Origin of the sequence: Velocimicrobium porci (genome assembly GCF_009696045.1) — a bacterium.
Lineage (GTDB): Bacteria > Bacillota > Clostridia > Lachnospirales > Lachnospiraceae > Velocimicrobium > Velocimicrobium porci.
Genome location: NZ_VUMT01000017.1, coordinates 24,675 through 50,746, shown reverse-complemented (window position 1 = coordinate 50,746; position 26,072 = coordinate 24,675). Strand labels below are relative to the sequence as shown.

Annotated in this window: 25 protein-coding genes; 1 reads left to right on the top strand and 24 read right to left on the bottom strand. The window is 32.8% G+C overall.

Going from position 1 to position 26,072, the window contains the following annotated elements:
- Nucleotides 1–75: 75 nt before the first annotated feature.
- Genes FYJ58_RS11025 through FYJ58_RS11005 form a run of 5 tightly spaced genes read right to left on the bottom strand, consistent with a single transcriptional unit; the run spans nt 76 to nt 3,863 of the window.
- Nucleotides 76–837, bottom strand: a complete 762-nt coding sequence (locus tag FYJ58_RS11025; protein ID WP_154519780.1) for a YlmH family RNA-binding protein — start codon at nt 835–837, stop codon at nt 76–78.
- Between the two features lie 16 nt (nt 838–853).
- Complete coding sequence (locus tag FYJ58_RS15370; RefSeq protein WP_154519779.1) at nt 854–1,117, bottom strand: YggT family protein; 264 nt, start codon at nt 1,115–1,117, stop codon at nt 854–856.
- Between the two features lie 2 nt (nt 1,118–1,119).
- A complete protein-coding gene (locus FYJ58_RS11015; RefSeq protein ID WP_154519778.1) occupies nt 1,120–1,707 on the bottom strand; it encodes a cell division protein SepF in 588 nt (195 codons plus the stop codon).
- Nucleotides 1,708–1,765: 58 nt separating this feature from the next.
- Nucleotides 1,766–2,458 carry a YggS family pyridoxal phosphate-dependent enzyme gene (locus FYJ58_RS11010; RefSeq protein WP_154519777.1) on the bottom strand — a complete coding sequence of 231 codons (693 nt, stop codon included), beginning with the start codon at nt 2,456–2,458 and terminating at the stop codon, nt 1,766–1,768.
- A gap of 13 nt (nt 2,459–2,471) precedes the next feature.
- Complete coding sequence (locus tag FYJ58_RS11005) at nt 2,472–3,863, bottom strand: HlyD family efflux transporter periplasmic adaptor subunit (RefSeq protein WP_154519776.1); 1,392 nt, start codon at nt 3,861–3,863, stop codon at nt 2,472–2,474.
- Nucleotides 3,864–4,044: 181 nt separating this feature from the next.
- Between FYJ58_RS11005 and FYJ58_RS11000 the strand changes: the two genes are divergently transcribed.
- Nucleotides 4,045–4,245: a DUF378 domain-containing protein gene (locus tag FYJ58_RS11000; protein ID WP_154519775.1), complete on the top strand. Its 201-nt coding sequence runs from the start codon at nt 4,045–4,047 to the stop codon at nt 4,243–4,245.
- 50 nt (nt 4,246–4,295) lie between these two features.
- Here the strand turns inward: FYJ58_RS11000 and FYJ58_RS10995 are convergent, their stop codons facing one another.
- From FYJ58_RS10995 to FYJ58_RS10905, 19 genes are all read right to left on the bottom strand, one after another.
- Nucleotides 4,296–4,715, bottom strand: coding sequence for a twitching motility protein PilT (locus FYJ58_RS10995; protein ID WP_154519774.1), 420 nt, complete (start codon nt 4,713–4,715; stop codon nt 4,296–4,298).
- 238 nt (nt 4,716–4,953) lie between these two features.
- Entirely contained in the window at nt 4,954–5,922 is a 969-nt protein-coding gene (locus FYJ58_RS10990; protein WP_154519773.1) for a D-alanyl-D-alanine carboxypeptidase family protein, read from the bottom strand.
- A 10-nt stretch (nt 5,923–5,932) separates the two neighbouring features.
- Nucleotides 5,933–6,331, bottom strand: coding sequence for a methylglyoxal synthase (locus FYJ58_RS10985; RefSeq protein WP_154519772.1), 399 nt, complete (start codon nt 6,329–6,331; stop codon nt 5,933–5,935).
- Between the two features lie 33 nt (nt 6,332–6,364).
- Nucleotides 6,365–7,522 carry an FtsW/RodA/SpoVE family cell cycle protein gene (locus FYJ58_RS10980; protein WP_154519771.1) on the bottom strand — a complete coding sequence of 386 codons (1,158 nt, stop codon included), beginning with the start codon at nt 7,520–7,522 and terminating at the stop codon, nt 6,365–6,367.
- 12 nt (nt 7,523–7,534) lie between these two features.
- Nucleotides 7,535–7,810, bottom strand: a complete 276-nt coding sequence (gene minE, locus FYJ58_RS10975; protein ID WP_154519770.1) for a cell division topological specificity factor MinE — start codon at nt 7,808–7,810, stop codon at nt 7,535–7,537.
- Between the two features lie 12 nt (nt 7,811–7,822).
- On the bottom strand, nt 7,823–8,614 hold the full coding sequence (gene minD / locus FYJ58_RS10970) for a septum site-determining protein MinD (RefSeq protein ID WP_154519769.1): 792 nt from the start codon (nt 8,612–8,614) through the stop codon (nt 7,823–7,825).
- A 28-nt stretch (nt 8,615–8,642) separates the two neighbouring features.
- Nucleotides 8,643–9,320, bottom strand: coding sequence for a septum site-determining protein MinC (gene minC / locus FYJ58_RS10965; RefSeq protein ID WP_154519768.1), 678 nt, complete (start codon nt 9,318–9,320; stop codon nt 8,643–8,645).
- Nucleotides 9,321–9,337: 17 nt separating this feature from the next.
- On the bottom strand, nt 9,338–12,199 hold the full coding sequence (locus FYJ58_RS10960) for a penicillin-binding transpeptidase domain-containing protein (RefSeq protein WP_154519767.1): 2,862 nt from the start codon (nt 12,197–12,199) through the stop codon (nt 9,338–9,340).
- 1 nt (nt 12,200) lies between these two features.
- Nucleotides 12,201–12,707: a rod shape-determining protein MreD gene (mreD, locus tag FYJ58_RS10955; protein WP_154519766.1), complete on the bottom strand. Its 507-nt coding sequence runs from the start codon at nt 12,705–12,707 to the stop codon at nt 12,201–12,203.
- 17 nt (nt 12,708–12,724) lie between these two features.
- Nucleotides 12,725–13,591 carry a rod shape-determining protein MreC gene (gene mreC / locus FYJ58_RS10950; RefSeq protein ID WP_154519765.1) on the bottom strand — a complete coding sequence of 289 codons (867 nt, stop codon included), beginning with the start codon at nt 13,589–13,591 and terminating at the stop codon, nt 12,725–12,727.
- A gap of 21 nt (nt 13,592–13,612) precedes the next feature.
- Nucleotides 13,613–14,647, bottom strand: a complete 1,035-nt coding sequence (mreB, locus tag FYJ58_RS10945) for a rod shape-determining protein (protein WP_154519764.1) — start codon at nt 14,645–14,647, stop codon at nt 13,613–13,615.
- Nucleotides 14,647–15,345 (bottom strand): RadC family protein, encoded by a 699-nt coding sequence (gene radC, locus FYJ58_RS10940; RefSeq protein WP_154519763.1) that lies wholly within the window; start codon nt 15,343–15,345, stop codon nt 14,647–14,649. The genes mreB and radC overlap by 1 nt, the downstream gene beginning before the upstream one ends.
- An 87-nt stretch (nt 15,346–15,432) precedes the next feature.
- A complete protein-coding gene (locus tag FYJ58_RS10935; protein WP_154519762.1) occupies nt 15,433–16,719 on the bottom strand; it encodes a methionine gamma-lyase family protein in 1,287 nt (428 codons plus the stop codon).
- Nucleotide 16,720: 1 nt separating this feature from the next.
- The gene (gene miaA, locus FYJ58_RS10930; RefSeq protein WP_205839241.1) at nt 16,721–17,668 is read right to left on the bottom strand and encodes a tRNA (adenosine(37)-N6)-dimethylallyltransferase MiaA; all 948 of its coding nucleotides are present in this window, start codon (nt 17,666–17,668) and stop codon (nt 16,721–16,723) included.
- 47 nt (nt 17,669–17,715) lie between these two features.
- Nucleotides 17,716–19,578, bottom strand: coding sequence for a DNA mismatch repair endonuclease MutL (gene mutL, locus FYJ58_RS10925; protein WP_154519760.1), 1,863 nt, complete (start codon nt 19,576–19,578; stop codon nt 17,716–17,718).
- A gap of 15 nt (nt 19,579–19,593) precedes the next feature.
- Nucleotides 19,594–22,266: a DNA mismatch repair protein MutS gene (gene mutS / locus FYJ58_RS10920; RefSeq protein WP_154519759.1), complete on the bottom strand. Its 2,673-nt coding sequence runs from the start codon at nt 22,264–22,266 to the stop codon at nt 19,594–19,596.
- A 22-nt stretch (nt 22,267–22,288) separates the two neighbouring features.
- Nucleotides 22,289–22,768 carry a ribonuclease HI gene (gene rnhA, locus FYJ58_RS10915; protein WP_154519758.1) on the bottom strand — a complete coding sequence of 160 codons (480 nt, stop codon included), beginning with the start codon at nt 22,766–22,768 and terminating at the stop codon, nt 22,289–22,291.
- Between the two features lie 17 nt (nt 22,769–22,785).
- Nucleotides 22,786–24,471, bottom strand: a complete 1,686-nt coding sequence (locus FYJ58_RS10910) for a MutS-related protein (protein WP_154519757.1) — start codon at nt 24,469–24,471, stop codon at nt 22,786–22,788.
- 172 nt (nt 24,472–24,643) lie between these two features.
- Nucleotides 24,644–25,810, bottom strand: coding sequence for a C40 family peptidase (locus FYJ58_RS10905; RefSeq protein ID WP_154519756.1), 1,167 nt, complete (start codon nt 25,808–25,810; stop codon nt 24,644–24,646).
- Nucleotides 25,811–26,072: the final 262 nt, after the last annotated feature.

Sequence of the window (26,072 nt, the reverse complement as noted above, 5' to 3'; positions counted from 1 at the left end):
TTTTTCTTATATCCACGTCCGGTTTTTAGTGGTCTGTTTTGCATTTCTACAGGTGTTAACATAAAGTTACCTCCTCTATATGTATTTTGATATTATTATTTTGTAACGTTTTTTCTTTGTTTGTTCACTCGCTCCTTGAAAAACAAATTTTCCCATTCCTCGCACTGAAACATTATCTCCCTCTTTTAAAGAAAAACTGTTTGTTTCAACAAGTCTGTTATTTACATATACTTTCTGTCCCTCAATTAAACCAGTAAGACTGTTTCTTGATGTGCGGAATGCAACGGATAAAATAGTATCTAGTCGTAAAGAAGACACAGTACCTGTAATTTCAATAAAATTCGGCTCAAAAGCTTCAATTTTCTCATTTTGTCTTGTAACAAGAACGGTAGTATGCTTAATTCGATTCAAGTTGTCTATAATATAAGGAGTTATATCTTTTTGACAGAAAACGTAAGCTTCTTTGTCTTTTACGATAATATCTCCTACTTTTTTTCGATCAATGCCTAAATTTAATATAGCACCCAGATAATCTCTATGATTAAGTGCATCACTAAACTTTTTGTTCGCAGGCTGGATAAGTAGGCACTGTATTGGAAAGGACATAGTATTAGAAGAGTCATCTTCATAAAAACAGATAACTCTTCTTTCCGCATCATCATACCCTCCCCATAGCCTGTATTGAGAGGTTACGATATCTTTTTGATATTGCAAAAAAAGACTTATTTCATTTATGTTTAAAAAGTCCGAATATGTACGATATCCCCGCTGGTAAGAAATATGAGATAAATCTTTTAAGTGTTTTAAAAGCAAAGCTTCTTCTTTTTTTTGATTCATAATAAATCCCTTCTGTTTATTTTATTAGTTGATAAAAAAATGTTTGTAAATAAGAAAGGATAATAAGTGCTAATAGTGGTGATAAATCTATTGTTTTCACTTGAAAGACCGAATGTCTTAAACAAAATTGTATTGGCAATAACATTGGTTCTAAAAATTCAGATAAAATACTTTTCCACTGTTTAAAACCCGGAATCCATGAACTTATAATGGAAATACAAAGTATGAATTCCAAGACAAAGAAAAACAGGTATAAGCCATGAAAGATTAATTGAACCATTATCAGAACTCCTTATTCAACATTGGAACGCCAAACCCCATATCTTCTCCTACAATATCAGCATAATCTCCTGATATATCAATTGAATCCGGTGAAAAAATAAAGATATAGCGGGAAATCTGACGAAGCTTGCCATTGATTGCGTATACACAACCTGAAATGAAGTCCATAACCCGTTGTGCATCATCCGGATCAAAACCTTCAAGATTTACAACAGCAGCACGTCCGCTTAAAAGCATATCACATATATCCTGAGAATCTTCGAAAGAAGATGGTTTCATAATGCACACTTCCAATCCTCGTGGAGTAGTACGGATTGGTACAATTTTATTACTGCTTGTACGTTCCATTCGAGTAACTCTTCTTGGCTCCTCTGATTCATTGTCATTCCCATAACTCCGTTCCGAGCGGGAAGCACGCTTTGGAATGGAGTCCTCTATTTTTTCAGGTTCTCTTACCGGTTTTCTAAAATTTCGCATATTGCTTCTAGTAGAAACTTCTTCGTCATAATCCTCAATATAGTCTTCTAAATCGTCTTCATCATCACCAAGTTTTAAATAACCTAAAAAATCTTTAATTACATTCGCCATATAAAATCTCCTATCTATTTATAGCAGCTTTCCTCTGCTGTTCTTAAACTATATATTGTTAAATATTATAATTTCGTTCACCAAAAATACCAGTTCCTACACGAACTAAAGTTGCTCCTTCTTCTATGGCAACTTCATAATCACCAGTCATTCCCATAGAAAGGATGTCCATATTCACATTATCAATGTTTTTACTTTTGATGTCAATATTTAATTGATGTAATTTTCTAAAATAAATCCTGTTTTCCTCTGAATTTTCGACATAAGGAGCAATTGTCATAAGACCTTTTATCGAAACATGAGGAAGCTTGGCGATTTCTGTAATCAACGGAAGTGTTTCTTCTACTGTCACACCGTATTTTGTTTCTTCTTTTGCAACATTTACTTCGATTAAAATTGGACATATAATATTTTTCTTAGCGGCCTCTTGTTCAATCTGCTGTGCTAATCGTAAAGAATCGACAGAGTGAATCAGGCAAACTTTATCAATAATATATTTTACTTTATTTCGTTGTAAATGTCCAATCATATGCCAGTTAACTTTGTCTTGTATTACTTGCGTCTTATCAACAATTTCCTGTACTTTATTTTCTCCAAAATCAACGGTTCCATATTCAATTGCCTCTTGAATCATTTCCACCGGCTTTGTTTTGCTGACAGCAATCAAGGTTACTTCATCCCGGTTTCTTCCGACCCGTTTACATGCATCAGAAATTTTTTGTTCTACAAAAGCAAGGTTTTCTTTTACCATGTTCGTCCCCTCCTTATTTTCCGATAATCTGTAATTCATCAATTGTATCTGCGTCAAGTACAATATGGTCATAATTAGAAAGACCATATGGAGTATCTTTACTTACAATGACATATTCTTTATTTTCATAGATTTTCTCAATCACACGAAAAACAGCATATCCTTTATTAACATTATAGACACCCTCTAGTGTACCGGTTTTGCTAAGTTCGTAGTTTTTCTGCGAATCCGGATTATGGATTTTATCACCACTTTTTAATTCGCTTGCTTCGATATAAGCAAGATTATTTTCTTCATCTGTTTTGTAAATAATAGCATCAATAAATTTGTACTCTTTATCACCATTTTCTTTGTAAGTTTCTTTTACAACACCACGACTTCCATTCGATTCTGTTAAGTAATCTAATGGTACAAGCAACACTTTTTTCTTCAGAATCGATGAAGTAGGAATTTTAAGACCTTCTGCAGAAGTTAAAAGTATTTCAATATCAAGAAAGCGCTCATTTAAGTAACGAATCATATAACGGTCTAATGACAGTTTCCCAAAGTAGCTTCCTTCCTTTTTAAATGTTGTAAAGCCTGCTGTAGTAGAAATATCGTCTTTTTTAAAAACAATATTCACTGTTTCGTTTTCCTTTAGTTTACCATATTGTGCTTCATTCAATGGAATAATAATATTCCATTTTTCACTATTAATCATTTTGTAAACAGGGCTTCCAGAAGTAATCGGTTTATTTGTACGGAGCTGAACTCTTGATTCCTCCGATTCTTTAAATAGGCTGCTCGTAATATCAGACTCTTTTAAATCCTCTTTTCCGTCCATGGTATATGTTATGATACCACTCTTTTGTGCCGAAACAATGTCAAAATAATTTTTTGTATTTTTTCCTTTTTTTATTTTCGAAAGGTTAGTTAAAAGGTTAGAATTGTTTAATTCCAAAATAGCATTTTCCATTTCATATTTAAAATCGGATACTTTATGATAAGCACTGTTTTTATAATTTTTATGAAAGGAAGCAATACTATTCCTGATATGTTCTGTATCTTCTGTAGAAATCGTTGTTTCTTCTGTTTGTTCTGAAATCTGTTTGTAGATATCTCCACTTTCATCAATTGAATAAACAGTTGACTTTTTTCCTACTTTTTCTCCTTCACCAATATAATAGTTAACATAGCCGGCTTTTTCTGCGTAATATATCGTTTCATCCCTTAAGATAATTCCTCGAAACGTATTGTCATCAGAAATACTTTTTTCAGCTACCTCATAAATACTTATATGGTCTTTTTGAAAATAACTGCCTGTTATGCAGATAATATATATGAAAATAATTAAAAATACTACAACACCTACATTTAGATGTAAGGGCTTACGATATTTTACAACTTTCTTATTTCTTCTAGTCAATTAAATTGTCCTCCTAATTCCTACTAACCTATCTTTCTATTATACTGATGTTTTTCATCTTTTTAAAGTCCTAAAATAAATTTTTTAGAAAGAATGTATAATTATTTTTGAAAAGCTACATACTAGATGGTATAGAAATAGAATTCTAATGAACAAATAAATATCAAAGGAGGTACCTGAATTGAAAACGATTGACTATATTGCTTTAATTTTTGTTATCGTTGGTGCTATTAACTGGGGATTAATTGGATTCTTTGGTTTTGATTTAGTAAGAATATTATTTGGAGATATGACATTCTTATCAAGAGTAATCTATGCTATTGTAGGCATATGTGGATTATATGCGTTAAGCTATTTTGGAAGAATTAATAACGAGGGATAAAAGAAAAGGATGACCCAGAACTTGATATGAGTCATCCTTGTTTCTATTTTTTATAATGCAACTATAATGTCTTTCTGATATTCACTTGGTATTTTGTCTTTTGGCAATGATATGCTGAGAACAAAATTAATGTGGAATGTGTTAGAAACTTCGGATAACTTATTTAAAACAAGTTCGAGATTCTCTTCTGTTAAGCAGGCTATTTTAAGGAAACTATCTAAATAAACAATCTCTAAATCATGATCTTGAGATATAATACCACATATAAATCCTAAAAACTCGTTATAATTTGTTACCAAAAAATCATTTACATTAATTAGTCTTATTTTATTATTTAGTTCATACATATGCTTTGTATTTTTGTCTAAGTATACACTAGTCCCCGCTACCGACTTAATTTCGGTATTTACTTTGTCTAAAAGAACCTTTGTTTTGCCTTTCCCTTTTTCACCAGCAATAATCTGTATCATTGTAATCTCCTCCTTCATACCTTGTGAATATTCCATCTTTGTAGAATTCACAGAAAATTGTGTTAATTGCATATAATATATTTTATTATATTCTATATTATAGTATAGAATTCATGAAAAGACAATAATTATTTCTGAATTTTTTGTAGTATCATTTCGAAATAAATCGAAAAAAACAATGAATAAATTCTTAAATTTATCCACTGTTTTTTATATGTTTTCTTATGTTAAATTCTAATTATTTCGATTCATATTCTAGCAGACGAGTCATCTGAGCAAATAATTCATTTCCCGTAGAAGCATGAAAGATAATTGATATATAATCATGTCCATTGCTATTTTTACTATATAATGTAAGACAGGATCCTGCTTTACTTGTCGTACCTGTTTTACCTCCAATTACTGTTACATTTTCTGGAGCCTGCTCTCTTCCGACCAGATAACGATTGGTTGATGGAAAAAATGCTGTTTTGCTTTTACCATCTGCTCCTTTGTAATGAGCAGTAAAGCCTTTTGTGTTAATGATATCCAAAAATGTTTTATTTTTAATACACTCTTCAAAAAACAGATATATATCATAAATAGTTGTGTAATGATTATCATCATGTAGCCCATGTGGATTTACAAAATGGGAATCTACAGCTCCCAATTCTTTTGCTTTTTGATTCATTTTTTCGGCAAAAGCCTCTACACTTCCTGATATATGTTCTGCAATTGCAATTCCGGCATCATTGCCTGAATAGATTAAGAATGAATATAATAAATCTTTTAATTTAATCTGATCGCCCTCTTGGAATCCACACTTTTTTGCACCCCACTCAGTTATATTGGCAGCATTATGACTAATTGTAACCATTTCATTTAAATCACATTCTTCTAATGCAATTAAGGAAGTTACAATCTTTGTAACGCTGGCAGGATATAGTCGCTCATATACATTGTCTGCATATAATATTTTATGATCAGTTACATCAAAAATTAAAGAAGCCTTTGCAGTCATAAATGGATCTTTTTTGTTCTGATAATTTACCGGTACAACACACAAATCTTTTGCAAAAGAATCAGCATATTGAATCTCACTGCTATCAGGTGAAATAAAATCAATTATTTGTTGCCCATCTTCAAATTCATTGTACATAGTATTCGAACTGCAGCCCGTCAACAAGATTCCTGCCAGTAAAATACATAACCCTCTTTTATATTTCATTTTATTACTCCTAAGATTTATAAACTTCACGCCAGTCCAAATCTCCCCTGTCAAGGGCCTTGATTAATAATTCAGCCGTAGCCAGATTAGTCGCTAAAGGTATATTATGCGTATCACATAACTGAACTACATTATTGACATCCGGTTCATGAGATTTTGGATTTAATGGGTCTCTTAAAAAAATTACTAAATCAATCTGATTATGTTCAATCTGAGCACCTAACTGTTGTTCTCCACCTAAATGCCCTGCCAAATATTTATGAACATTTAAATTTGTTACTTCCTCAATTAATCTTCCTGTTGTTCCAGTTGCATAAATTTCATTTTTACTCAAGATACCTCTGTAAGCAATACAAAAATTTTGCATCAGTTTTTTCTTTGCATCATGTGCAATCATTCCGATATTCATAATGAAATACCTCCTTATTCTGTTATTTTATTATTATAGCATGGAGAATCCCCCGTATTTACTTCTAGATGTCTGAATTCCAACATTCAGCACAAGTCCAATTCCAAGCATACTGCTTAACATCGAACTAATACCAGAGCTTAAAAATGGTAATGGTAACCCTGTATTTGGTAAAATTCTAGAAGCTACCCCAATATTAGCAAATATTTGAAACATAAACATAGAAGCTACCCCAATTGCAATCAACATTCCTAACCTGTCACTTGCTCTGTTTGCAATTCGTAGGCACATAATAACTACAGTTGCTAATAATCCTATTATAACACAACTACCGATAAATCCAACCTCTTCTCCAATTACTGTAAAAATAAAATCACTTTCAATGACATCAACATAACGATACCCACGGCTATCAGAGGCATTATTCATAAATAATTTTCCGATTAAACGTCCAGAAGCAATCGCCTGAATAGAATAATTTTGCTGATACATAATAGAATTGTCATATAATTCAGGATTTAAAAATCCGACAATTCTCATTTGCTGATAATCAGATATAAGCTTTTGATATGGTTGCTGTATATACCAGAAAACTACTAAAAAAGCTGGTATTCCAACTGCTAATATAGGTGCTATAATCCTATAGCTTAGACCTGCAGCAAAAATCATCATTGCAAAAATAAACATCATAACTACACTAGAAGATAAATCGGATTGAACAAGTACAAAACTTGTCGGAATTGCCATAACAATTCCAGCAAATATAACAATTCGAAATTGATCCATGTAATCTTCATACTTGCATAAAAATACCGCCAGCGATAAGATTAATAATATTTTCATTAATTCTGCAGGCTGAAAATTAAGCCCGGGAAGTTTTAACCACCGATAAGAACCTGTTGAAAGGTCTGTTCCAAGTGGAGAAAATTTTGTTCCTGCAACTAATAAAGTACCAATTATATAATATACAAGTGAAAACTGCGTTATAAAATGGTAATCAACAAGCGACACGAAAATAGCAACAGCAAGTCCAATTATTAAACCAATAATCTGCTTTTTAAAATTGCTGGCACCAAATTCTGTGCCTCCGGCCTGCTTTACAAAATATGAGCTGCAAAGTCCTAAAATAATTACAACAGCAATTAAATAGAAATTATAGCGCTTAAAATTATATAGTTTAAAATTAAACATGGAAAATCATCCTTACATTTTTTGATTTTTTAAATCTTTGATTGGTATGTTAGCAAAAAGTGCAGGAACTGTTCCATTATCCCCTTCTATTTCTGTTTGGGTTATTTTAATATCTAAACCATCGACATCAATCTCCACATATTTTGAGATTACTTTGATGATATCATTTTTCATCTGTTCCATAATCTCGGGAGAACAATTTGCCCGATCGGATACCAAAACAAGTTTTAGTCTGTCTTTGGCAACATTGCTAGAAGACTTCCTTTTAAAGAATTCTGAAAATCCCATAGTACTCCCTCCTTAGTTTTTTTTGAAAATGCCAGCCAATCTTGCCATTAAACTATTTTTTGCATTTAAATCTAAAAATGGTACTTCTTCTCCTAAGAGTCTATGACAAATGTTTAAGTATGCCTGACCGGCTAAGGATTCGTTACCAACTAGTGGTTCACCCTGGTTTGTAGATATAACAACACTTTCATCATCAGGAACAACACCAATCAAATCAACAGCCAGAATTTCAACTACATCATCACTTGACATCATATCACCACGTTTTACCATATCGGATCTTAAACGGTTTACAATTAAATGTGTATTTTTAATTTCATTTGCTTCCAACAAGCCGATAATTCGATCAGCATCACGGACAGCAGAAACTTCTGGTGTTGTAACAACTAATGCTCTGTCCGCACCGGCAATTGCATTTTTAAATCCCTGTTCAATTCCAGCTGGACAATCCATTAATATGTAATCAAACTCTTCTCTTAATTCATCTGAAAGTTTTTTCATCTGTTCTGGAGAAACAGATGTTTTATCTCTTGTTTGTGCAGAAGGTAAAAGGTAAAGATTTGGATATCTTTTATCCTTGATTAATGCCTGTTTAATACGGCAGTTTCCTTCAACAACGTCAACTAAATTATAAACAATACGGTTTTCAAGTCCCATTACTACATCAAGATTTCTTAAACCTATATCTGTATCAATTAATACTACTTTTTTATTTAACTTTGCCAAACCTGTACCTACATTTGCTGTAGTGGTTGTTTTACCAACTCCACCTTTACCGGATGTAATAACTATTACTTCTCCCATTAATTTATATCCTCCTTATTCTTTCCATTTATTTGAAATATCGAATATCATTTACGACATCCTTACTAAATGGTTCTATATAAATATTTCCATCTTCTACATAAGCAATCTTTGGTTCTTTTGGTTCATGCTTTCTTGGTTTCTCATCCGAAGAGCGAGCAATAATATCGGCAATTCGAATCTGCATTGGAAGCATATCAAGCGCCATAACAAATGCTCCCTCATTGCCAGAAGCACCAGCATAGGCTGTACCTTTTAATGTTCCAAGTATTATAATATTCCCCTTTGAAACAATTTTTGATCCGGGATTTACATCCCCAAGTACAATAATACTTGTTTCTGATTCTAATACTTGTCCTGAACGAAGATTTCCCTTGTAAAATTGACCTGAATTGGTTGTCAGCTCCATTAGATGTTCATTTAAACTTTTCTTTAGTAATTCTTCTTTTTCTGCATTAGTTTCTACAACACATGCTATATTTAAATTTGAATTACTGTGAATAATGTCAATGACTTCCATCTGCTCTTTATCAGAAAGAGATTTTCCATCAAAAGTAAGTGCAAGTGTTGCATTACCAAGAAATTTGGAAGAACTTTTAAATTTCTTGGCAATTTCTGTCTTTAGTTCTTCAAAATCTGTTGTTTTATCTAAGACAAGAATGATACCAGATTTTGTTCCCTTTATCATAACTGGGCTGCTACTCATAACTACCTCCTGCTTCATTAATCTGTGTATGTCTGAGTACCCAATTCAGGTGTGTTAACTCCTTCTTCTTTTTCTTTTTCATTTTTTTCATCTGAATCGGATTTAAAATAATATTTATATACATTTCTTGCAACTTCTGCTGCATTGCTTGATGTATAACCATTTTGTATTACAACAGAAACAGAAATTTCAGGATCTTCATATGGAGCAAAGGAAACAAACAAAGCATGGTTTGGCTTTGATTTACTCTCCTGTGCAGTTCCTGTTTTACCGGCAACTTTTACATTAAGCTTACTAAATAAAGAAGAAATAGAGCTTCTTGGTCCATTTACTACTTTATAAGTACCAGAATGTACCGCATCCCATGTAGAATCCTTAATATTTACCTGATTGTGTACTTTTGCCTTATTATTTAATAAGACATTACCATCTAAGTCTTTTACCTTGTCTACAATTGTTAAATCATAACAAGTTCCTCGATTTGCTACTGTTGTAACGTAACGTGCAATCTCAGCGGGAGTATAATTGTTATTACCCTGCCCAATTGCAGAACGTACAGAATCTTCTGTTGAAATATTAGGTTTATATTCATAAAGTTCGATTCCTGATTTTGAATCAAGACCAAACATTTTAGCATATTTGCGAATTCTGGCAAGACCTTTCTTGCTATTATATTCTCCATTATCAAGACTCAATCGATACCCCATTTCATAAAAGAAATAGTTACAAGACACTTGAATTGCATCTGAAATATCTATCTTGCCGTGAGAGCTTCCACTCCAACATTTTGGACCATTATTTGCATCGATTTTTGTAAATTGGTGTTTGTCCAATATTTTTTCTGTTGGTGTCACAACGCCTTCTTCTAAAGCTACTACAGATGTCAACATTTTAAATGTTGAACCGGGTGCAGACGCTGACTGTAAAGGTCGGTTTAGCATTGGGGCAGATGAATTTGACTCTAGATAAGAATAATATTTTGCATCTACGCTGTTTGCCAATTTATTATTGTCATATCCCGGATAGCTTACAAGTGCACGAACCTCACCTGTATTTGGATCAGTCACTACAATTGAACCGGAACAAGGTTCTAATGCAAGTTGTGCCGGTGTAATTTCAAGCTTTTTAATCTTATCGCGTATAAAATTATAAGCAGAAATATTACCTGATTTTAACTTATTAATATCAGCTTCATTATATTTTAACACACCTTGGTCGTATAATAGAAGACAAATATCGGTTCCGGATAATTCAAAATTATAAATTAATGTGTGATATAACTTTTTGCTAAATTCAATGTCGGTTAATAAAAGTTCTTTCATATAATCGACAAGTTTTCCATACAGCTCTTTTGTACTATAAAATTCATCACCAATTTCAAGCTTTGATAAGTCAATCCAGTTATTGGATAACGCATACTGAAGAAATTTACTTAAGCTAATTTTAGAATCCGCATAATCCAGATACATTTTATCTTCTCTGTCAATTTTATCAGAAATTAATATTTCCTTTTTGATTAACATAGAATAAATATAGTTTAAATATTCTTCCATATTTTTACCAGAAGCTTCATTTGATTTATTATAGTCATGAGCTAGTGTTGTATTCAACTTATTTAGTACAGACTTTTGTTCCTGCTGGAATTTTTTATAAACTTTCTTTTCCAAGTTTGTAGCATCTTTATCATTTAACGTTGATATATCAATGGAATTATTGTCAATCAGAGAAAAATAAACATCATAGATTGGAATTTTAATATCTGCTCCAGAAGTCCCTTTGCTTCCGACATCCATTCCATTATTTATTTGTGATAAAAGGATACCGGCAATTTCTTTTTCCAGTATATCATAACATTGTTTTTGTAAATCAGCATCAATTGTCAGATATAAATCATTACCGGCAGTCGGTTCAACCCTCTCTTTTACACCTACAACCCGCTTACTTTCATTTACAACTACTGTTTCTTTTCCTTTTTCACCATGCAAATAGGACTCATATTCTTTTTCTAGCCCTTTTTTACCAATTTGGTCGGTAGAAGTATATTTTTTTCTCTCTTTGCTATCTAATGCCGCTAATTCTTCCGCATTTATTGTTCCAGTGTAACCAAGCATCTGGGCGAAATATTTACTGTCTTTATAAACACGATAAGTCTCTTGAGAAATCTCAACACCAGGCAAATCTGCACTATTCTCTTTGATTGCAGCAACTGTCTTATCACTTACATTTACCGCAACTGTTGTAGGATCATATCGATGATAACGATTTAAATAAAGGGAATACCGAATCGACATAATCTTCAAAGCATCCTGCTCACTGTAAGAATCATCTATTTCAAATTTAGGACTGGATTTTTCAGTAGAGCTTCGAATGTAATGAAACATTTCTTTTGCTGAAATTGAAATCTGTTCATCGCTTAATTTATCAGATGCCTGTAGAGAATATACATCTTTTTTAAACCTTAACAGAGAATTGCCCTCTACTGTAAATTCAAATTCATTATTTTCATTTAGTTTGATTGGAAAATCTGTATCTAATTTATCCCCATGCTCTTCAATCAGTTGAATTAGGTCATAAATCATACGATTTTTTTCTTCATTCGTTTCCAGCTCACCGGTATCTTCGATTGTTACCGAATACGATAATTCATCGTATGCCAATACTTTTCCTTTCCGGTCGAGAATATTACCTCTTGTGCTTTTTAATTCCCTTGGCTTTTCATCTCTATATTCACTTTCTTTTTCATATTGCTCACCATTTACAATTTGTAATACAAAGAGCTGATGAATTAAAATAGAGAACAAAAGGAAAAATATAATAGAAATAGGAAACAGGCGGGATTTTTTTACATCCTTTAGCCAGTTCATAAACGAATCAAACATTCTAAGCCTCCTTTTGTTCTGATTGTTCTAATAAGTTATTTATCGTATGTAGCAATTTATATAATAAGATAGAAATTAATACGGTATATACTAATTCCGGTATAATAATTCTTCTCAAATAAAAGAAAAAGTTTAACCGATTACGGAATAAAAATTCAATTATATAATAGAAGAAGTTATAAATCAAATCACTTAATGCTACTAGTGTAACAGTTACTGTTATGTGTTCACTATAATATAACTTATTACAAAGACCATTTAAGTATCCAACTACCATATAAATCAGACTACATATTCCGATTATATCTCCAAATACACAGTCAATGAGCAATCCACAAAAAAGACCAACGAAAATTCCTTCTTTTTCACCACGCATGTAACCAAATGCAACTGTTACTATGAGTAATAGGTTAGGAACTACGTCAGCTAAAGCAAGTGCCTGAAATATCGTAGTCTGTAATAAAAAACAGATTAATACGGTGAATAGGATTGTAATTACTCGTTTCATTTCTACACTTCCTTGCTTTAATAGTTAATTGCTTCTTTTGGTAATTCTTTTTTCAATTCTGTAATAACTAATACAGTATCCAAAGAATCAAAAGATACGGCAGGTGTTAAATATCCTGATTTTGTCGTGTTAGAAGCATCTACATCAATACTTTTAACATAACCAATTAAAATTCCCTGTAAAAATTTATCGCTAATATGAGATGTAACAATTTCATCTCCTTCTTTTATATCAGCAGCCTTATCTACAAGTTCAATTTCAATCAATCCTTTGTCAATTAATTCTAAATTTCCTTTTACATTACAAATATCAGAAGATTTTAATGACATACCACTGACGTTGCTCTGGTCATCAATAATTGTGCGTACTTTTGACCAGTTACTCCCTACCTCAGTGACAATACCAACCAATCCGTCACCGGCCAAAACATTCATGTTTTTTGAAATACCATCCTTTGAGCCTTTATCAATGCAAAATTGATTATACCAGTTATTGCTGTCTTTACTAATAACTCTTGCAGCAACTTTAGGATAGCTTGCATATTTTTTGTCAAGCTCATATAATTCTCTAAGATCTTCTAATTCATATTTTTCTTGTTTTAATATCTTATTTTCATAAGATATATTGTCTAATTCTTCTTTTAGCTTTTTATTTTCGCCAATTAATGTCTGCATAGACGTAAAGATTTCTTTTTTGTCAGCAATCCAAAGTCCGACATGGTTAATTCCTTTTTGCATTGGTGCAACAATTTCTTCTGCAAGCGTTTTGACAGGAGCAACTTTTTCTTTATATCGATAGGATATGATAATCAATCCAACACATAAAATAGAACATAGAATTAACAGATACTTTGGATTAATTGTTATTTTTGTTCTACGTCTCATTTATATTACCTCCTGCCAGGTTTATTTCTTTTTTCCATTCATAGTCTGGATAATATTAGCAGAAAGTTTATTTGTTCCCAGATTTTCAATTAATTCACCTAGACCATTTGCAACTGTATTTTCCGGATCATCAGATAGATTGACCTTTAATGCTGTTTCATGGTTAAACAAACGATCTAAATCTCTTAATTGAGAAGCACCTCCGGTCAGATATAAACCGGAACGATAAATGTCAGCTGAAATTTCTGGTGGAGTTCTTTCTAAAATAATTCTTACTGCTTCAATAATTGTAATTAAATGTTCTTTTACAACTTCATTCACCTCTTCAGAGGAAATTTCCATTTCACATGGAAGTCCTGTCACAACATTTCTTCCACAGGCAGATACCGTTTCCTTTTCACCTGGAAATGCAGAAACAAGGTTTTGTTTAATAAACTCTGCTGTTTTATTACCAATTACCAAATTATAACGTTTTTTAACAAATAATTTGATTGCCTCATCAATTCGACTTCCACCGATTGGAATAAGTTTACTTAATACAATTCCACCAAGAGAAAGAATTGAAATCTCCGTTGTTTCAGCTCCCATATCTACCGTTAAAATCCCATGGGCATTATAGATATCTAATCCCATTCCTAAAGCTGTAGCAAGAGGCTTTTCAACTACTCCGATTGTTTTTGACTTGACATTTGAATTATTGATTAAATCGTAGAAAGATTTCTTTTCTACCTCTGTAATATCAGTAGGAACTGCTATTAGGAAATCAACTGCATTACCAAAAGTTTTTTTCTTGCCAATCAGCTGATCAAAGAAATGATTGAGAAGCATCTGCATATGAGCGATTTCTGCGATAACACCAAATTTTACCGGATAAGATACCGAAATATTAACAGGAGCTTTTTCACACATTTCATATGCCTCATTACCGGCTGCAAATAAGTTCTTTTTATTTGCAATCGCAATGACATTTTTTTCATCTAAAACAATTCCTTCTCCTTTTTTATAAATCTTTAATTTACTTGTACCTAAATCTATACCAAACATCTTTTTTGACATTATAAAAATCCTTTCTCTCTTAAACTGACATATTTATTATCACCAATTATAATATGATCCATCAATCCAATTCCAATTAATTTACCAGCATCTTTAATCTTTTTAGTAATCTGTATGTCTTCTTTGCTGGGAGTCGGATCTCCGCTTGGGTGATTGTGAATTAATACAATATGCACGGCACTATTTTTTAGAGCACATACATATACCTCTCTTGGTGACAGGATGGAAGCATTCACCGTCCCAACGGAAATTCGTTCTTCTTTTACTATCTGACTTTTTGAATTCATCATAATTAGCAGTATCTCTTCATGTTGAAGATGACGCATATCTTCCATATAATAATCCGCTATTTGTCTAGGGCTGGTAAAACAACTTGTCTGATTTTTTGTTGCTTTTGATATTCTCCTAGCAAGCTCAAAAACTGCCTTTAATTGAATTGCTTTTACTCTTCCAATTCCATTAATGGTCATAAGTTCACGAATTGACATTTGATTTAAACCTAGAAGACCATTTACATTATTAGCAGTTTTTAATATTCTCGATGCGACATCAACAGAGCGTTCTCCATTTGTCCCTGTGCGAATAATAATAGCAAGCAATTCTGCATCGGATAATACTCCTGCACCATAATGTTCCATTTTCTCATAAGGTCGTTCTGAACTTGGCAAATTTTTAACTGTAATATGAACTTGTTTCATGATGTGCTCCTTACTGCACACTCAATCACTTGATATCCGCTCAAACTCCAAATTACATTTTATCACAAAACACTTTATTTGTATACATTACAATTTTATTAAATTTTCTTCATAAAGTTTCTGTAATGACATAAGTATTCCAAACTTTGCATGATACCATGTAAGTCCACCTTGAAAATAGACCGCATACGGTGGTTCAATTGGAGCATCCGCACTTAATTCAATGGAAGATCCTTGAATAAATGCACCAGCTGCCATGATAACATCGGAATGATATCCCGGCATCGCCCAAGGTTCCGGAGTAACAAAGCTGTCAACTGGAGCAGCACTTTGAATTCCTTTACAAAAAGCAATAATTGCTTCTGCAGATCCCAATGTGACTGCCTGTATAATATCATATCTAGGTTCTGTTCCATTTGGAATAACCGGAAAACCTAATTTTTCATAGGCATTTGCAGCAAAAATAGCACCTTTTAAAGCACCTGATACAACTTGTGGAGCCATAAAAAATCCTTGAAAAAGCTGACCATTTAATCCAAGGGAAGCTCCGACTTCTTTTCCAAGTCCCGGTGAAGTTAACCGAAAAGCTGCATTTTCCACATATTCTTCTTTTCCAACAATATATCCACCGATTGGTGCAAGTCCACCACCAGGATTTTTAATAAGTGAACCAACACAAAGATCAGCTCCGACATCCGTAGGCTCTATTGTTTCTACAAATTCTCCATAACAGTTATCTACCATACAAATAATATCTGATTTTATACTTTTAATGAATGAAATTAATTCACCGATTCGCTCAACGGATAAAGTAGGTCTTGTCGCATATCCTTTTGAACGCTGGATTGTTACCATTTTCGTTTTTTCATTAATTGCGTTACGGATTCCATCATAATCAAAGTTTCCATCCGGAAGTAAATCAACTTGTGCATAAGTAACTCCGTATTCAGCCAGAGAACCCTTGGAAGGATTAATGCCGATAACACCTTCTAAAGTGTCATAAGGCTTTCCAACAGGGGATAATAGCTCATCTCCCGGTCTTAAATTGGCAGACAATGCAGTACTAAGCGCATGAGTTCCACATGTAAGTTGTGGTCGTACTAATGCAGCTTCCGCATGAAAAGCCGAAGCATAAACAGCTTCCAACGTATCTCTTCCCAAATCGTTATAGCCATATCCGGTTGTAGCAGCAAAATGGACATCACTTACACGATTTTCCTGCATTGCTTTAATTACTTTAAGCTGATTGTATTCTGCGACTTCATCAATTTTTTGAAAACGTGGTTTTAAATCTTCTAAAATCTTATCGCAATAAGCCAATACTTTTTCGTCAATTGATAAATCCTTATACATAGTATTTAACTGTTCTTTCATTTTACTCATCCTTTAATATTAATTTCTTTTTTAATTCCTGTTTTAATATTGCAAGAATTTCATCTTCTGTTTTATTTTGTTTATCGACCCAAATTACTTCCTTTTCTCTTTTAAACCAAGTAATCTGACGCTTTGCAAAATGTCTTGTATCCCGTTTTAATATATAGACTGCCTCTTCTAAAGTACAATCACCTTCCAGGTAAGAAATGATTTCTTTATAGCCAAGTCCCTGTATAGATACCAAATTTTTCTGATAACCTTTTTCATACAAAGATTTAACTTCTTGAATCAAACCATGTTTTACCATATTGTCTACCCGTTTGTCAATCCGTTCATACAAAACTTTTCTATCCTGATTTAATACAAAATAGGCAAAATTATACGGAGATTCCTTACTTTGTTCTTTTTCATTGTGTTCTGAAATTTTTTTTCCAGTTAATTTATAAAACTCTAAAGCACGTATAACCCGCTTTATATTATTGGCATGAATTTTTTTAGCAGAAGCAGGATCAATTTTTTGCAACTGCTCATGAAGGTAAAAAGCACCTTTTTCCTTTGCCAGGCTCTCTAATTCCATACGATAGGTAGAATCGGTTTGGGTTTTAGTAAAATCAATATCATACAAAACCGACTGAATGTAAAAGCCTGTCCCACCAACTAAAATTGGAATTTTCCCCTTTTCATAAATTTCTTTCATTGCCTGTTTCGCAAGTGTCTGGAATAAAACAATATTGAATTCTTCATCCGGATTTAATACATCAATCAGATAATGTTTTACACCCTGCATTTCTTCTGGTGTAATTTTAGCTGTTCCAATATCCATATGCCGGTAAACCTGCATGGAATCTGCAGATATAATTTCTCCATTTACAAGCTTAGCGAGCTCTATGGAAAGTTCGGTCTTTCCAACTGCCGTTGGCCCTGTTAATACAATTAGTGGCTGTTTCATTTCCATCCTCCGCGTTCTATATAATCTATTATATAAAATAGTTTCATTTATACAATACGTTTAAATTTCTTTTCAATTTCATATTTCGACATTGATACAATTGTAGGTCTTCCATGAGGACAATGATAAGGATTTTCAAGTGTAAGCAATTCATTTATCAACTCTTTCGCCTCTGCATAAGAAAGAGTCTGATGCCCCTTAACCGCTGCTTTACATGACATAGATGCAACTTTCTCCAACAAGATATCCGGTTTATGCTTTCCATCCTCATTTGCTAAATTATCAATTACTTCAATTAATAAATCCCTTTGAGCAATATTATATAAATCATTTGGAACAGCATGTACAGAATATTCCTTGCCTCCAAATGGTTCAATTTCAAAACCTAGCTGTCTAAACATCTCCATATGTGTCATAAGAACCTCTTGTTCCCGAAGATTCAAAGATAATATAATAGGCGGTTTTAACATCTGAGAATTATGCTGTTTATTCTCAAGAGTCTTCATTGTTCTTTCGTATAATACTTTTTCATGTGCAGCATGCTGATCAATCAAAAACATTTTGTCCTGATATTCAACAATCCAATAGGTTGAAAATAATTGCCCAATGATTCGATGCTGTTTTACGGCTTCTTTACTTAACAATCTTTCTTCAAATAAATTTAATTGCTGAGGCTTTGCTTCATAAACTGCCTTATTTTCTTTTATAAGGTCTTCAGAAACATTATTAATATCCTCTCTTTTTATTGATTCTTTGGATAATATCTCAAATGGCGACATATCAAAATTCTTTGGTACATCTGAGATTTTTTCTTTATTGTTTTCCTCCATTCGTCGGTTTACCTCAAATGGTTCAGCTATTTTATTTTCTAATTTTATTTTTTCTTTTTTTTCCAAACCTAATTGAATCTCTGGTATTAATTCTCTTTGCCTTAAACACTCAGAAAGAACATCATATAGAATTCGGAACAATTCTTCCTGGTGGGTAAACCGTACTTCCATTTTCGTTGGATGAACATTAACATCAATCCGTTCACTTTCAATCTCAAATAAAAGGCAGGTAAACGGATATCGGTGAGCCATTGTATAAGGTTTATATGCCTCCTCAATTGCCTTATTTATTACAGAGCTTTTAATATAGCGCCCATTTATAAAATAATTCATGTAATTACGGTTTCCCCGGGAAATAATTGGCTTTCCTATAAATCCGGATATTTTTAAAAAGCCATCTTCAAAGAATACAGGAAGTAATTGGCTGGCAATCTCACGACCATAAATATGATAAATAACTTCTTTCATTTGTCCGTTTCCTGAAGTATGAAGCTTCAACTGATTATTGTTTAAAAATTTAAAAGAAATATTCGGATGGGAAACCGCCATACGTTCTACCAGATCAGAGATATAACTTGCTTCGGTCATCGAAGATTTTAGGAATTTTCTTCTTGCCGGCGTATTATAAAACAAATTACGCATAAGAAATGTTGTACCTTCCGGACAGCCAATTTCCTCTAACGATTTTTCTTCTCCGCCTTCAATTAAATACCGCGAACCTGTTAAAGAACCATTTGTTTTTGTTACAAGTTCAATTTGAGAAACAGCAGCTATACTGGCAAGTGCTTCCCCACGAAAGCCCAGACTTGATACAGTAATTAAATCCTCAACCGATCGTATTTTACTTGTAGAATGCCTTTTGAATGCAATAGGAATCTCACTTTTCTCGATACCAGTTCCGTTATCCGTTATGCGTATAAAGCTTATACCACCTTCTTTTATTTCTACTGTGATAACATTCGCTTTTGCATCAATTGAATTTTCTACTAATTCTTTTACAACCGCTGCTGGACGTTCTACTACTTCTCCGGCAGCAATTTTATTGATTGTATTTTGGTCAAGCAAAGTGATATGATTCATATAATTATCTCCTCTTTACCATCGTTCTTTTACTTTCTTCTGAAGCTCGTAAAGTCGATTTAAAGCATCAATTGGTGTCATTGTTGCCAATTCCAGTTCCCGAAGTTCTAATAGAATGTCTTCAGAAGCATTTTTATTATTCATTGTATCAAAAATCGACATTTGAACTCCATCTTCCAATTCATCTTCTTTTGCCATTAATGAATCATCGCTTGTATCATCCATCTCATTTTTGATATTAATTTTTTTCGCATTTCCGGCAATGTCGTTCTCAGATAATTGCTGGGCAATTTCTGTTGCACGATTTAACACACTTGATGGTACTCCAGCTAATTTTGCTACCTGTATTCCATAGCTTTTGTCGGCACCGCCTTTTACTATCTTTCTAAGGAAAACAATATCTTCTCCCTGTTCTTTTACAGCTATACAATAGTTATTTACACTGTCAATTTTTCCCTCTAGCTCCGTTAATTCATGATAATGTGTTGCAAACAATGTTTTTGCTCCAAGTAGCTTTGGATTACTTATGTGTTCGACTACAGCCCATGCAATACTCAATCCGTCAAACGTACTAGTTCCTCTTCCAATTTCATCCAAAATAAGAAGACTGTTCTTAGTTGCATTTCTTAATATATTCGCAACCTCTGTCATTTCTACCATAAAAGTACTTTGACCGGATGCTAAATCATCCGACGCACCCACTCTTGTAAAAATTCGGTCAACAATTCCAATATCTGCTTCACTTGCAGGAACAAAGCTTCCAATCTGTGCCATTAGTACAATAAGTGCTGTCTGGCGCATGTAAGTTGATTTGCCTGCCATATTAGGTCCTGTTATAATTGATACCCTGTTTTTCTCATTATCTAAATAGGTATCATTTGCTACAAACAATCCATTTACAATCATTTGCTCTACAACAGGATGTCGTCCGTTCTTTATATGTATCACGCCCTTTTGATTGATATGAGGACGGATAAAATTGTTTCGTTCCGCAACTAATGCAAGTGATGCATAGACGTCAACTGCCGCAACTGCTTTCGCAGTCTTTTGAATTCTTATCATTTCATCTGCAATCTGATCTCTTATCTGACAGAATAAATTATATTCTAAATTAAATAATTTATCTTCTGCACCAAGAATAATATCTTCTAATTTTTTTAATTCCTCTGTTGTATAACGCTCTGCATTAGCAAGGGTCTGTTTACGAACCCAGTTAGCCGGTACAAGCTCTTTATAAGAATTGGTTACTTCTAAATAATAACCAAATACTTTATTATATTTTACCCGTAAATTTTTGATTCCCGTCGCTTCTTTTTCCCGTGCCTCTAATTCTGCAAGCCAGGTTTTACCCTCTGTTTTTGCCTTTTTTAAAGTATCAACTTCTTCTGAGAAACCATCTTTTATCATTCCACCTTCCCGAATTGAAATCGGCGGATCATCAATAATCGACGCTTTGATTAACGAGCAGATATCTTCTAACGTATCTAAATTCTTATCAATTTCATGAAGCTCTTTGCTTTCCATACCTTCTAATAATAATTTTATTGGTGGTAACATTTCCAAAGAAGATTGAAATGCAATTAAATCTCTTGGATTAGCACTTTTATAACTGATTTTACTAATTAGCCGTTCTAAATCATAGATTGGATTCAAATATTCTCTTAGTTCTTCTCGGGTAATTCCATGCGTTTTTAACTCTTCAATTGCATCTAATCTTGCCGTTATCTGTTTCTTTTCAATCAATGGCTGTTCTATATAAGTACGGAGTAGTCTTGCACCCATAGCTGTCTTTGTTTTATCTAGCACCCAAAGAAGAGAGCCTCGTTTTTGTTTTTCCCGCAAAGTTTCTACAAGCTCTAAATTTCTCCTTGTGGAACTATCTAATAGCATATATTTACTTGTAATATATGGTGTCAGCTTTGTAAGATGGGCTAATGAATTTTTTTGGGTTTCGTACAGATATTGCATAATTGACCCGGCAGCAATAATACCAATCGTAAAATCTCCTAATCCAAGTCCATTTAAATGTTCTACATTAAAATGCTCTTTCAAACTGCGTTCACATAGGGAATCGTCAAAATACCATGGTTCTAAAGCTGAAATAGAAATATTTAGCCGTTCCCTTAAATCCTCAATATCAACTCCGGATACATAAAAAGAATCATTACAAATAATTTCGGATGGTACAAATTTGTTAATTTCATCAATCAGTTTTCTCTCCGAATCTAGTTCAGTAACATAATAATCACCGGTTGTAATGTCTACAATAGAAATACCATAAGCATTTGTCGTGTATACAACGCTCATTAAATAGTTGTTCTTCGTTTCATCAAGTGCCTGTGTATTAAGATTAGTTCCAGGCGTTACAACTCGGATTACTTCTCGTTTTACAATTCCTTTTACGCTCTTTGGGTCTTCAACCTGCTCACAGATTGCAACTTTATATCCTTTACTAATTAACTTACTTAAATAACTGTCTACAGCATGAAAAGGAACTCCACACATGGGAGCTCTCTCTTCTAAACCACAATTTTTTCCTGTCAGGGTAATTTCCAGTTCTTTCGAGCAAGTCAACGCATCATCATAAAACATTTCATAAAAATCGCCAAGCCGGTAAAATAGAATACAGTCTTGGTAATCTTTTTTTATTGATAAATATTGTTGCATCATTGGTGTTACTTGTGCCATATTTTTTCCCTCTTTTGTCTATTTAAATTTCATTTATTATGTCATCAATTAAATTGCAACCATCAGCTGCAGTAGTGGCAAGTTCATCACAACGTTCATTTTGTGCATGCCCATCATGCCCTTTTACCCATATAAAAGTTACCTGATGTTGTTCTTTTGCAGCAAGCAATCGTTTCCATAAATCTACATTTTTAACCGGTTCATTTTTTCCTCGTTTCCATCCTTTTTTGATCCATCCATCAACCCAATGTTCATTAAAAGCTTTCACAAGGTATTGGGAATCGGAGTATAAATGAACCGTACAAGGTTTAATGAGAGCTTCCAATCCTACAATCGCAGCCATTAATTCCATTCTGTTATTTGTCGTTTTTTTATAACCTTGGGAAAATTCTCTAATATGTTCTGTACCTTTGGAATCAATATAGCTTAAAATTGTTCCATATCCTCCTGGTCCATCCGGATTACCTCTTGCAGCTCCATCCGTATATATATTTACTAACATTACAATTCTCCATCCTTTCAAGAAAGTACATTCCAATTATTGTTCTTTATAAAATAACTTACTTCAGCATCTGCATCTGCAATGATTGAATCATCATAGCCTAACATTCCCAAAAGCCGAATTGCATTTCTGGAAGTAGCTCTGTTTCTATATAATTTATAATCAAATACCACTTCGTTATTTTTAATTTCCTCTTGAAAATGATAATTGGAATAAAATTTTTCTAAAATATAAGTAAGCTCAATATCATGAGTTGCAGCAAAACACATCGTATTCCTATTTGTAAATGTCTTTAAAATTTGTGAAGAAGCTGCAATTCGTTCTATTGTATTCGTTCCGCGGAGCACTTCATCCACGAAACATAGCATAGGAATATCACGATTGGTTAAATCTAAAATTCGTTTTAATGATGTAATTTCAACAATGTAATAGCTTTCCTTTGTCTGCAGACTATCCTGCAGTGCCATAGAGGAATAAACCATAAAATAATTTGCATGATAGGATTTACTTAAACTTGTAAAAATCGTCTGAGACAAAATTGCATTGATTGCAATTGTTTTTATAAACGTGGATTTTCCTGATGCATTTGAACCGGTCAACAAAACACATTGATTCTCTTTGATTGTATTTTTCACAGGATTATGAATAAGTGGATGATATACTTCTTCTACTTCTAAATGATTTGTTTTTTCGTTTTTCAACTGTGGAATGCAGTAATTACCATTTAAAGAAGCACGGAATGAAGCAGCTGCAAGCATGGAATCAAGAAAACCGATTATTTCAAACATTTCATTCAAGTAATTCTTTTTTTTCTGCACTTCTGATAACATAGTGTCGAATTTTATTAAATCAATGTGAAAGAGCATTCGAATATAATCGAGTATAATATCTTGTAAGCTTCCGCTCATATTACGCCCTGCGATTAAAAAATAAGAGTGTCTTCGAAACTTTTTAAATTGTTTTGCTATCTCGTTTAGACGATTTGTATAATCAGAAATCCCATCAAAAGAAACAGCATCTAAATCATCTACATTTGAAAGCATGCGAAGAATATAGGAAAACACCGAAAGATAGCGTTCTATTTGTCCTTTCCGCTTATAATAATATAAAATATTAAAAACGACAAATCCTAACATAACCAGAAACCCTATTTTTAATGCTCCGGGAATAAAAAGGAGTCCAGCTGTCCCTAATAGACCAAAACAACAAAAATAATGAATCCATGGTTTATGTGGTACAATCTCGTCTACAATATTTACATATTCATAAAATGAAATTTGATTCAATTTTCCCATTTTTGCAAAACACTTTTGCAGATTCAAGCGGTTTTTTTCTTCTGCTATAAAACATTCCATCAGCCGATTACGCTCTTTTAGCTCGGAATCTTCAAATTTTAATTGGTGAAGAAGTGCATAAAGATATTCTTCACCAATAGAACATTGTGTATTATTTATTAAGAGAAAAACTTCATCCATGTCAATATCGTTCCAAGTAATTGAATCTACATTTGTAATGGATTTTTTTTGCCGTTCATAATATTTTTTCAAAGAATTAAATTTTTCATACGAATAGTCACAATTAGGTTTCTGCCCCCATTGACTTAATAAACGTTTTTCAAGTTTCTTTTCATATTCTTTCTCATCTAAAACAGACTTTATTAATAATACAATTAATAAAATAACTGTAATTATTACAATTACCATAGTGATAACCCCTCCATTTCCGCATACCTATGTAGTAGTATACCATAAGTATTTTCTTGAAAACAAGTGTTAAATCTTAAAAAGCAAAAAGAACAGCCTAAAGATTGTCTTTAAACAATTCACTTAAACTGTTCTTGCCTTTTGTAAACAATTCTGCTTTATATAAGTTCTCTTAGTTATTTACAAATCTTCCCACTTTAATTGGTGTACGATAAAAAGCATTAGAAATTTTAATTCCTGTTCTGCGGTTACTTGCATGAATAACTAATCCATTACCAATATACATAGCTACATGACTAACATGTCCATTATTTCCATAAAAGAATAAATCTCCCGGTTTTGCCTCCGATGAATTAATTGTTGCAGAAGCCTGTGCCTGTGCACCAGACGTTCTAGGAATAGAATAACCAAAATGTTGGTAGATTCTCATTGTAAAACCGGAACAATCGATTCCATTCGTTAAACTTGTTCCACCATAGACATAACTGTTTCCTAAATATTGTTTTGCAAATTCTACCATAGACGCACGGACAGATGTAATACCATTTTCCTTGTCTTCTTTTACTTCTTCTGCTTTTACTGCTCTTTCTAATTTAAAAGAAATATCAACATAATCTTTCGAAATAAAAAGTTTTTCATCATCGACTTTTACACAAATCCAATTATCAAGGTTGTCTAACATCTCATTCATGTTAACACCTTTTTTAATTGATTTATCATCTTGCTTTTTGATATAATTTTTTACATATTCTTCGGTAAGATTTTCTTTTACAACATCTAACTCTTCATCCATTGGAACTAATGTAGATACAATAGAATCGGTAGATGGTAATGCTCTTACTTTCAAAGTTTCTGTATTGACAGTTGCCTGTTTGGTAGCAACTTTTTTTGCATACTCTTCAGCCTCTTTATCTGTTACAAGATAATCGGCGCTAACCCAGCCTTTTACTTTACCAGATACAATTTTAGCCCATCCGTTTTTAATTTTGTAAACATTGCATCCTGCATTTTTTGTTAATTTACCTACAATTTTAGAACTTTCATTTGGTTTTTTACGAACGTTCAAATAATTATTTACTTTTGCAACACCTAAACGATCATATACTAAATTTAATTTAAATTCTTCCTCTTCTTTTTTTTCTGCTTTTTGTTTGGAAGAAGCTTTTTTAGTTTGCGTATTTTTTACATTTTCTTCTACATAGTTATTTAAGCTTAGGGTAATACCAGCAACCTCCATACTATTTAATACATTGGCTGTGCTTGCTGAACATACATTATTAGACACTAATGCAGTTCCCACCAATCCTAATGCTATAAAACGAACTATATGCTTGTTCATTGGAACCTCCTAAAGATCATAATCTATCTTTTTGTATTATTTTCTCTTTTAATTATTACAAAATTATTAAATATATTACGTGGCTATTATAACAATATGTAATATATTTGTCAAGTACTAGGAATTAGTATCCAAAGTAAGTTCATATCAAAGAACAAAGTGGAGCGTTTTTGCTTTATAGGAGACGAAATTTCCTATAAAGCAAAAAAGTTCCCTACCATAGACATCATGCAATGTACTATAATTTAGGGAACTATTTGAA

What these genes read in the sequence shown, in the direction of transcription:
- rnhA (WP_154519758.1), bottom strand. Translation starts at nt 22,768, where the DNA reads ATGTTAGTAAATATATATACGGATGGAGCTGCAAGAGGTAATCCGGAT.
- mreB (WP_154519764.1), bottom strand. Translation starts at nt 14,647, where the DNA reads ATGTCAAAAAAGATGTTTGGTATAGATTTAGGTACAAGTAAATTAAAG.
- FYJ58_RS10990 (WP_154519773.1), bottom strand. Translation starts at nt 5,922, where the DNA reads ATGAAATATAAAAGAGGGTTATGTATTTTACTGGCAGGAATCTTGTTG.
- FYJ58_RS11015 (WP_154519778.1), bottom strand. Translation starts at nt 1,707, where the DNA reads ATGGCGAATGTAATTAAAGATTTTTTAGGTTATTTAAAACTTGGTGAT.
- mreC (WP_154519765.1), bottom strand. Translation starts at nt 13,591, where the DNA reads ATGAGACGTAGAACAAAAATAACAATTAATCCAAAGTATCTGTTAATT.
- FYJ58_RS11025 (WP_154519780.1), bottom strand. Translation starts at nt 837, where the DNA reads ATGAATCAAAAAAAAGAAGAAGCTTTGCTTTTAAAACACTTAAAAGAT.
- FYJ58_RS10960 (WP_154519767.1), bottom strand. Translation starts at nt 12,199, where the DNA reads ATGTTTGATTCGTTTATGAACTGGCTAAAGGATGTAAAAAAATCCCGC.
- radC (WP_154519763.1), bottom strand. Translation starts at nt 15,345, where the DNA reads ATGAAACAAGTTCATATTACAGTTAAAAATTTGCCAAGTTCAGAACGA.
- minE (WP_154519770.1), bottom strand. Translation starts at nt 7,810, where the DNA reads ATGGGATTTTCAGAATTCTTTAAAAGGAAGTCTTCTAGCAATGTTGCC.
- miaA (WP_205839241.1), bottom strand. Translation starts at nt 17,668, where the DNA reads ATGAAACAGCCACTAATTGTATTAACAGGGCCAACGGCAGTTGGAAAG.
- FYJ58_RS15370 (WP_154519779.1), bottom strand. Translation starts at nt 1,117, where the DNA reads ATGGTTCAATTAATCTTTCATGGCTTATACCTGTTTTTCTTTGTCTTG.
- FYJ58_RS10905 (WP_154519756.1), bottom strand. Translation starts at nt 25,810, where the DNA reads ATGAACAAGCATATAGTTCGTTTTATAGCATTAGGATTGGTGGGAACT.
- mutL (WP_154519760.1), bottom strand. Translation starts at nt 19,578, where the DNA reads ATGAATCATATCACTTTGCTTGACCAAAATACAATCAATAAAATTGCT.
- FYJ58_RS10985 (WP_154519772.1), bottom strand. Translation starts at nt 6,331, where the DNA reads ATGAATATCGGAATGATTGCACATGATGCAAAGAAAAAACTGATGCAA.
- mreD (WP_154519766.1), bottom strand. Translation starts at nt 12,707, where the DNA reads ATGAAACGAGTAATTACAATCCTATTCACCGTATTAATCTGTTTTTTA.
- FYJ58_RS10935 (WP_154519762.1), bottom strand. Translation starts at nt 16,719, where the DNA reads ATGAAAGAACAGTTAAATACTATGTATAAGGATTTATCAATTGACGAA.
- FYJ58_RS10910 (WP_154519757.1), bottom strand. Translation starts at nt 24,471, where the DNA reads ATGGTAATTGTAATAATTACAGTTATTTTATTAATTGTATTATTAATA.
- mutS (WP_154519759.1), bottom strand. Translation starts at nt 22,266, where the DNA reads ATGGCACAAGTAACACCAATGATGCAACAATATTTATCAATAAAAAAA.
- FYJ58_RS11010 (WP_154519777.1), bottom strand. Translation starts at nt 2,458, where the DNA reads ATGGTAAAAGAAAACCTTGCTTTTGTAGAACAAAAAATTTCTGATGCA.
- minC (WP_154519768.1), bottom strand. Translation starts at nt 9,320, where the DNA reads ATGAGTAGCAGCCCAGTTATGATAAAGGGAACAAAATCTGGTATCATT.
- FYJ58_RS10995 (WP_154519774.1), bottom strand. Translation starts at nt 4,715, where the DNA reads ATGATACAGATTATTGCTGGTGAAAAAGGGAAAGGCAAAACAAAGGTT.
- minD (WP_154519769.1), bottom strand. Translation starts at nt 8,614, where the DNA reads ATGGGAGAAGTAATAGTTATTACATCCGGTAAAGGTGGAGTTGGTAAA.
- FYJ58_RS10980 (WP_154519771.1), bottom strand. Translation starts at nt 7,522, where the DNA reads ATGTTTAATTTTAAACTATATAATTTTAAGCGCTATAATTTCTATTTA.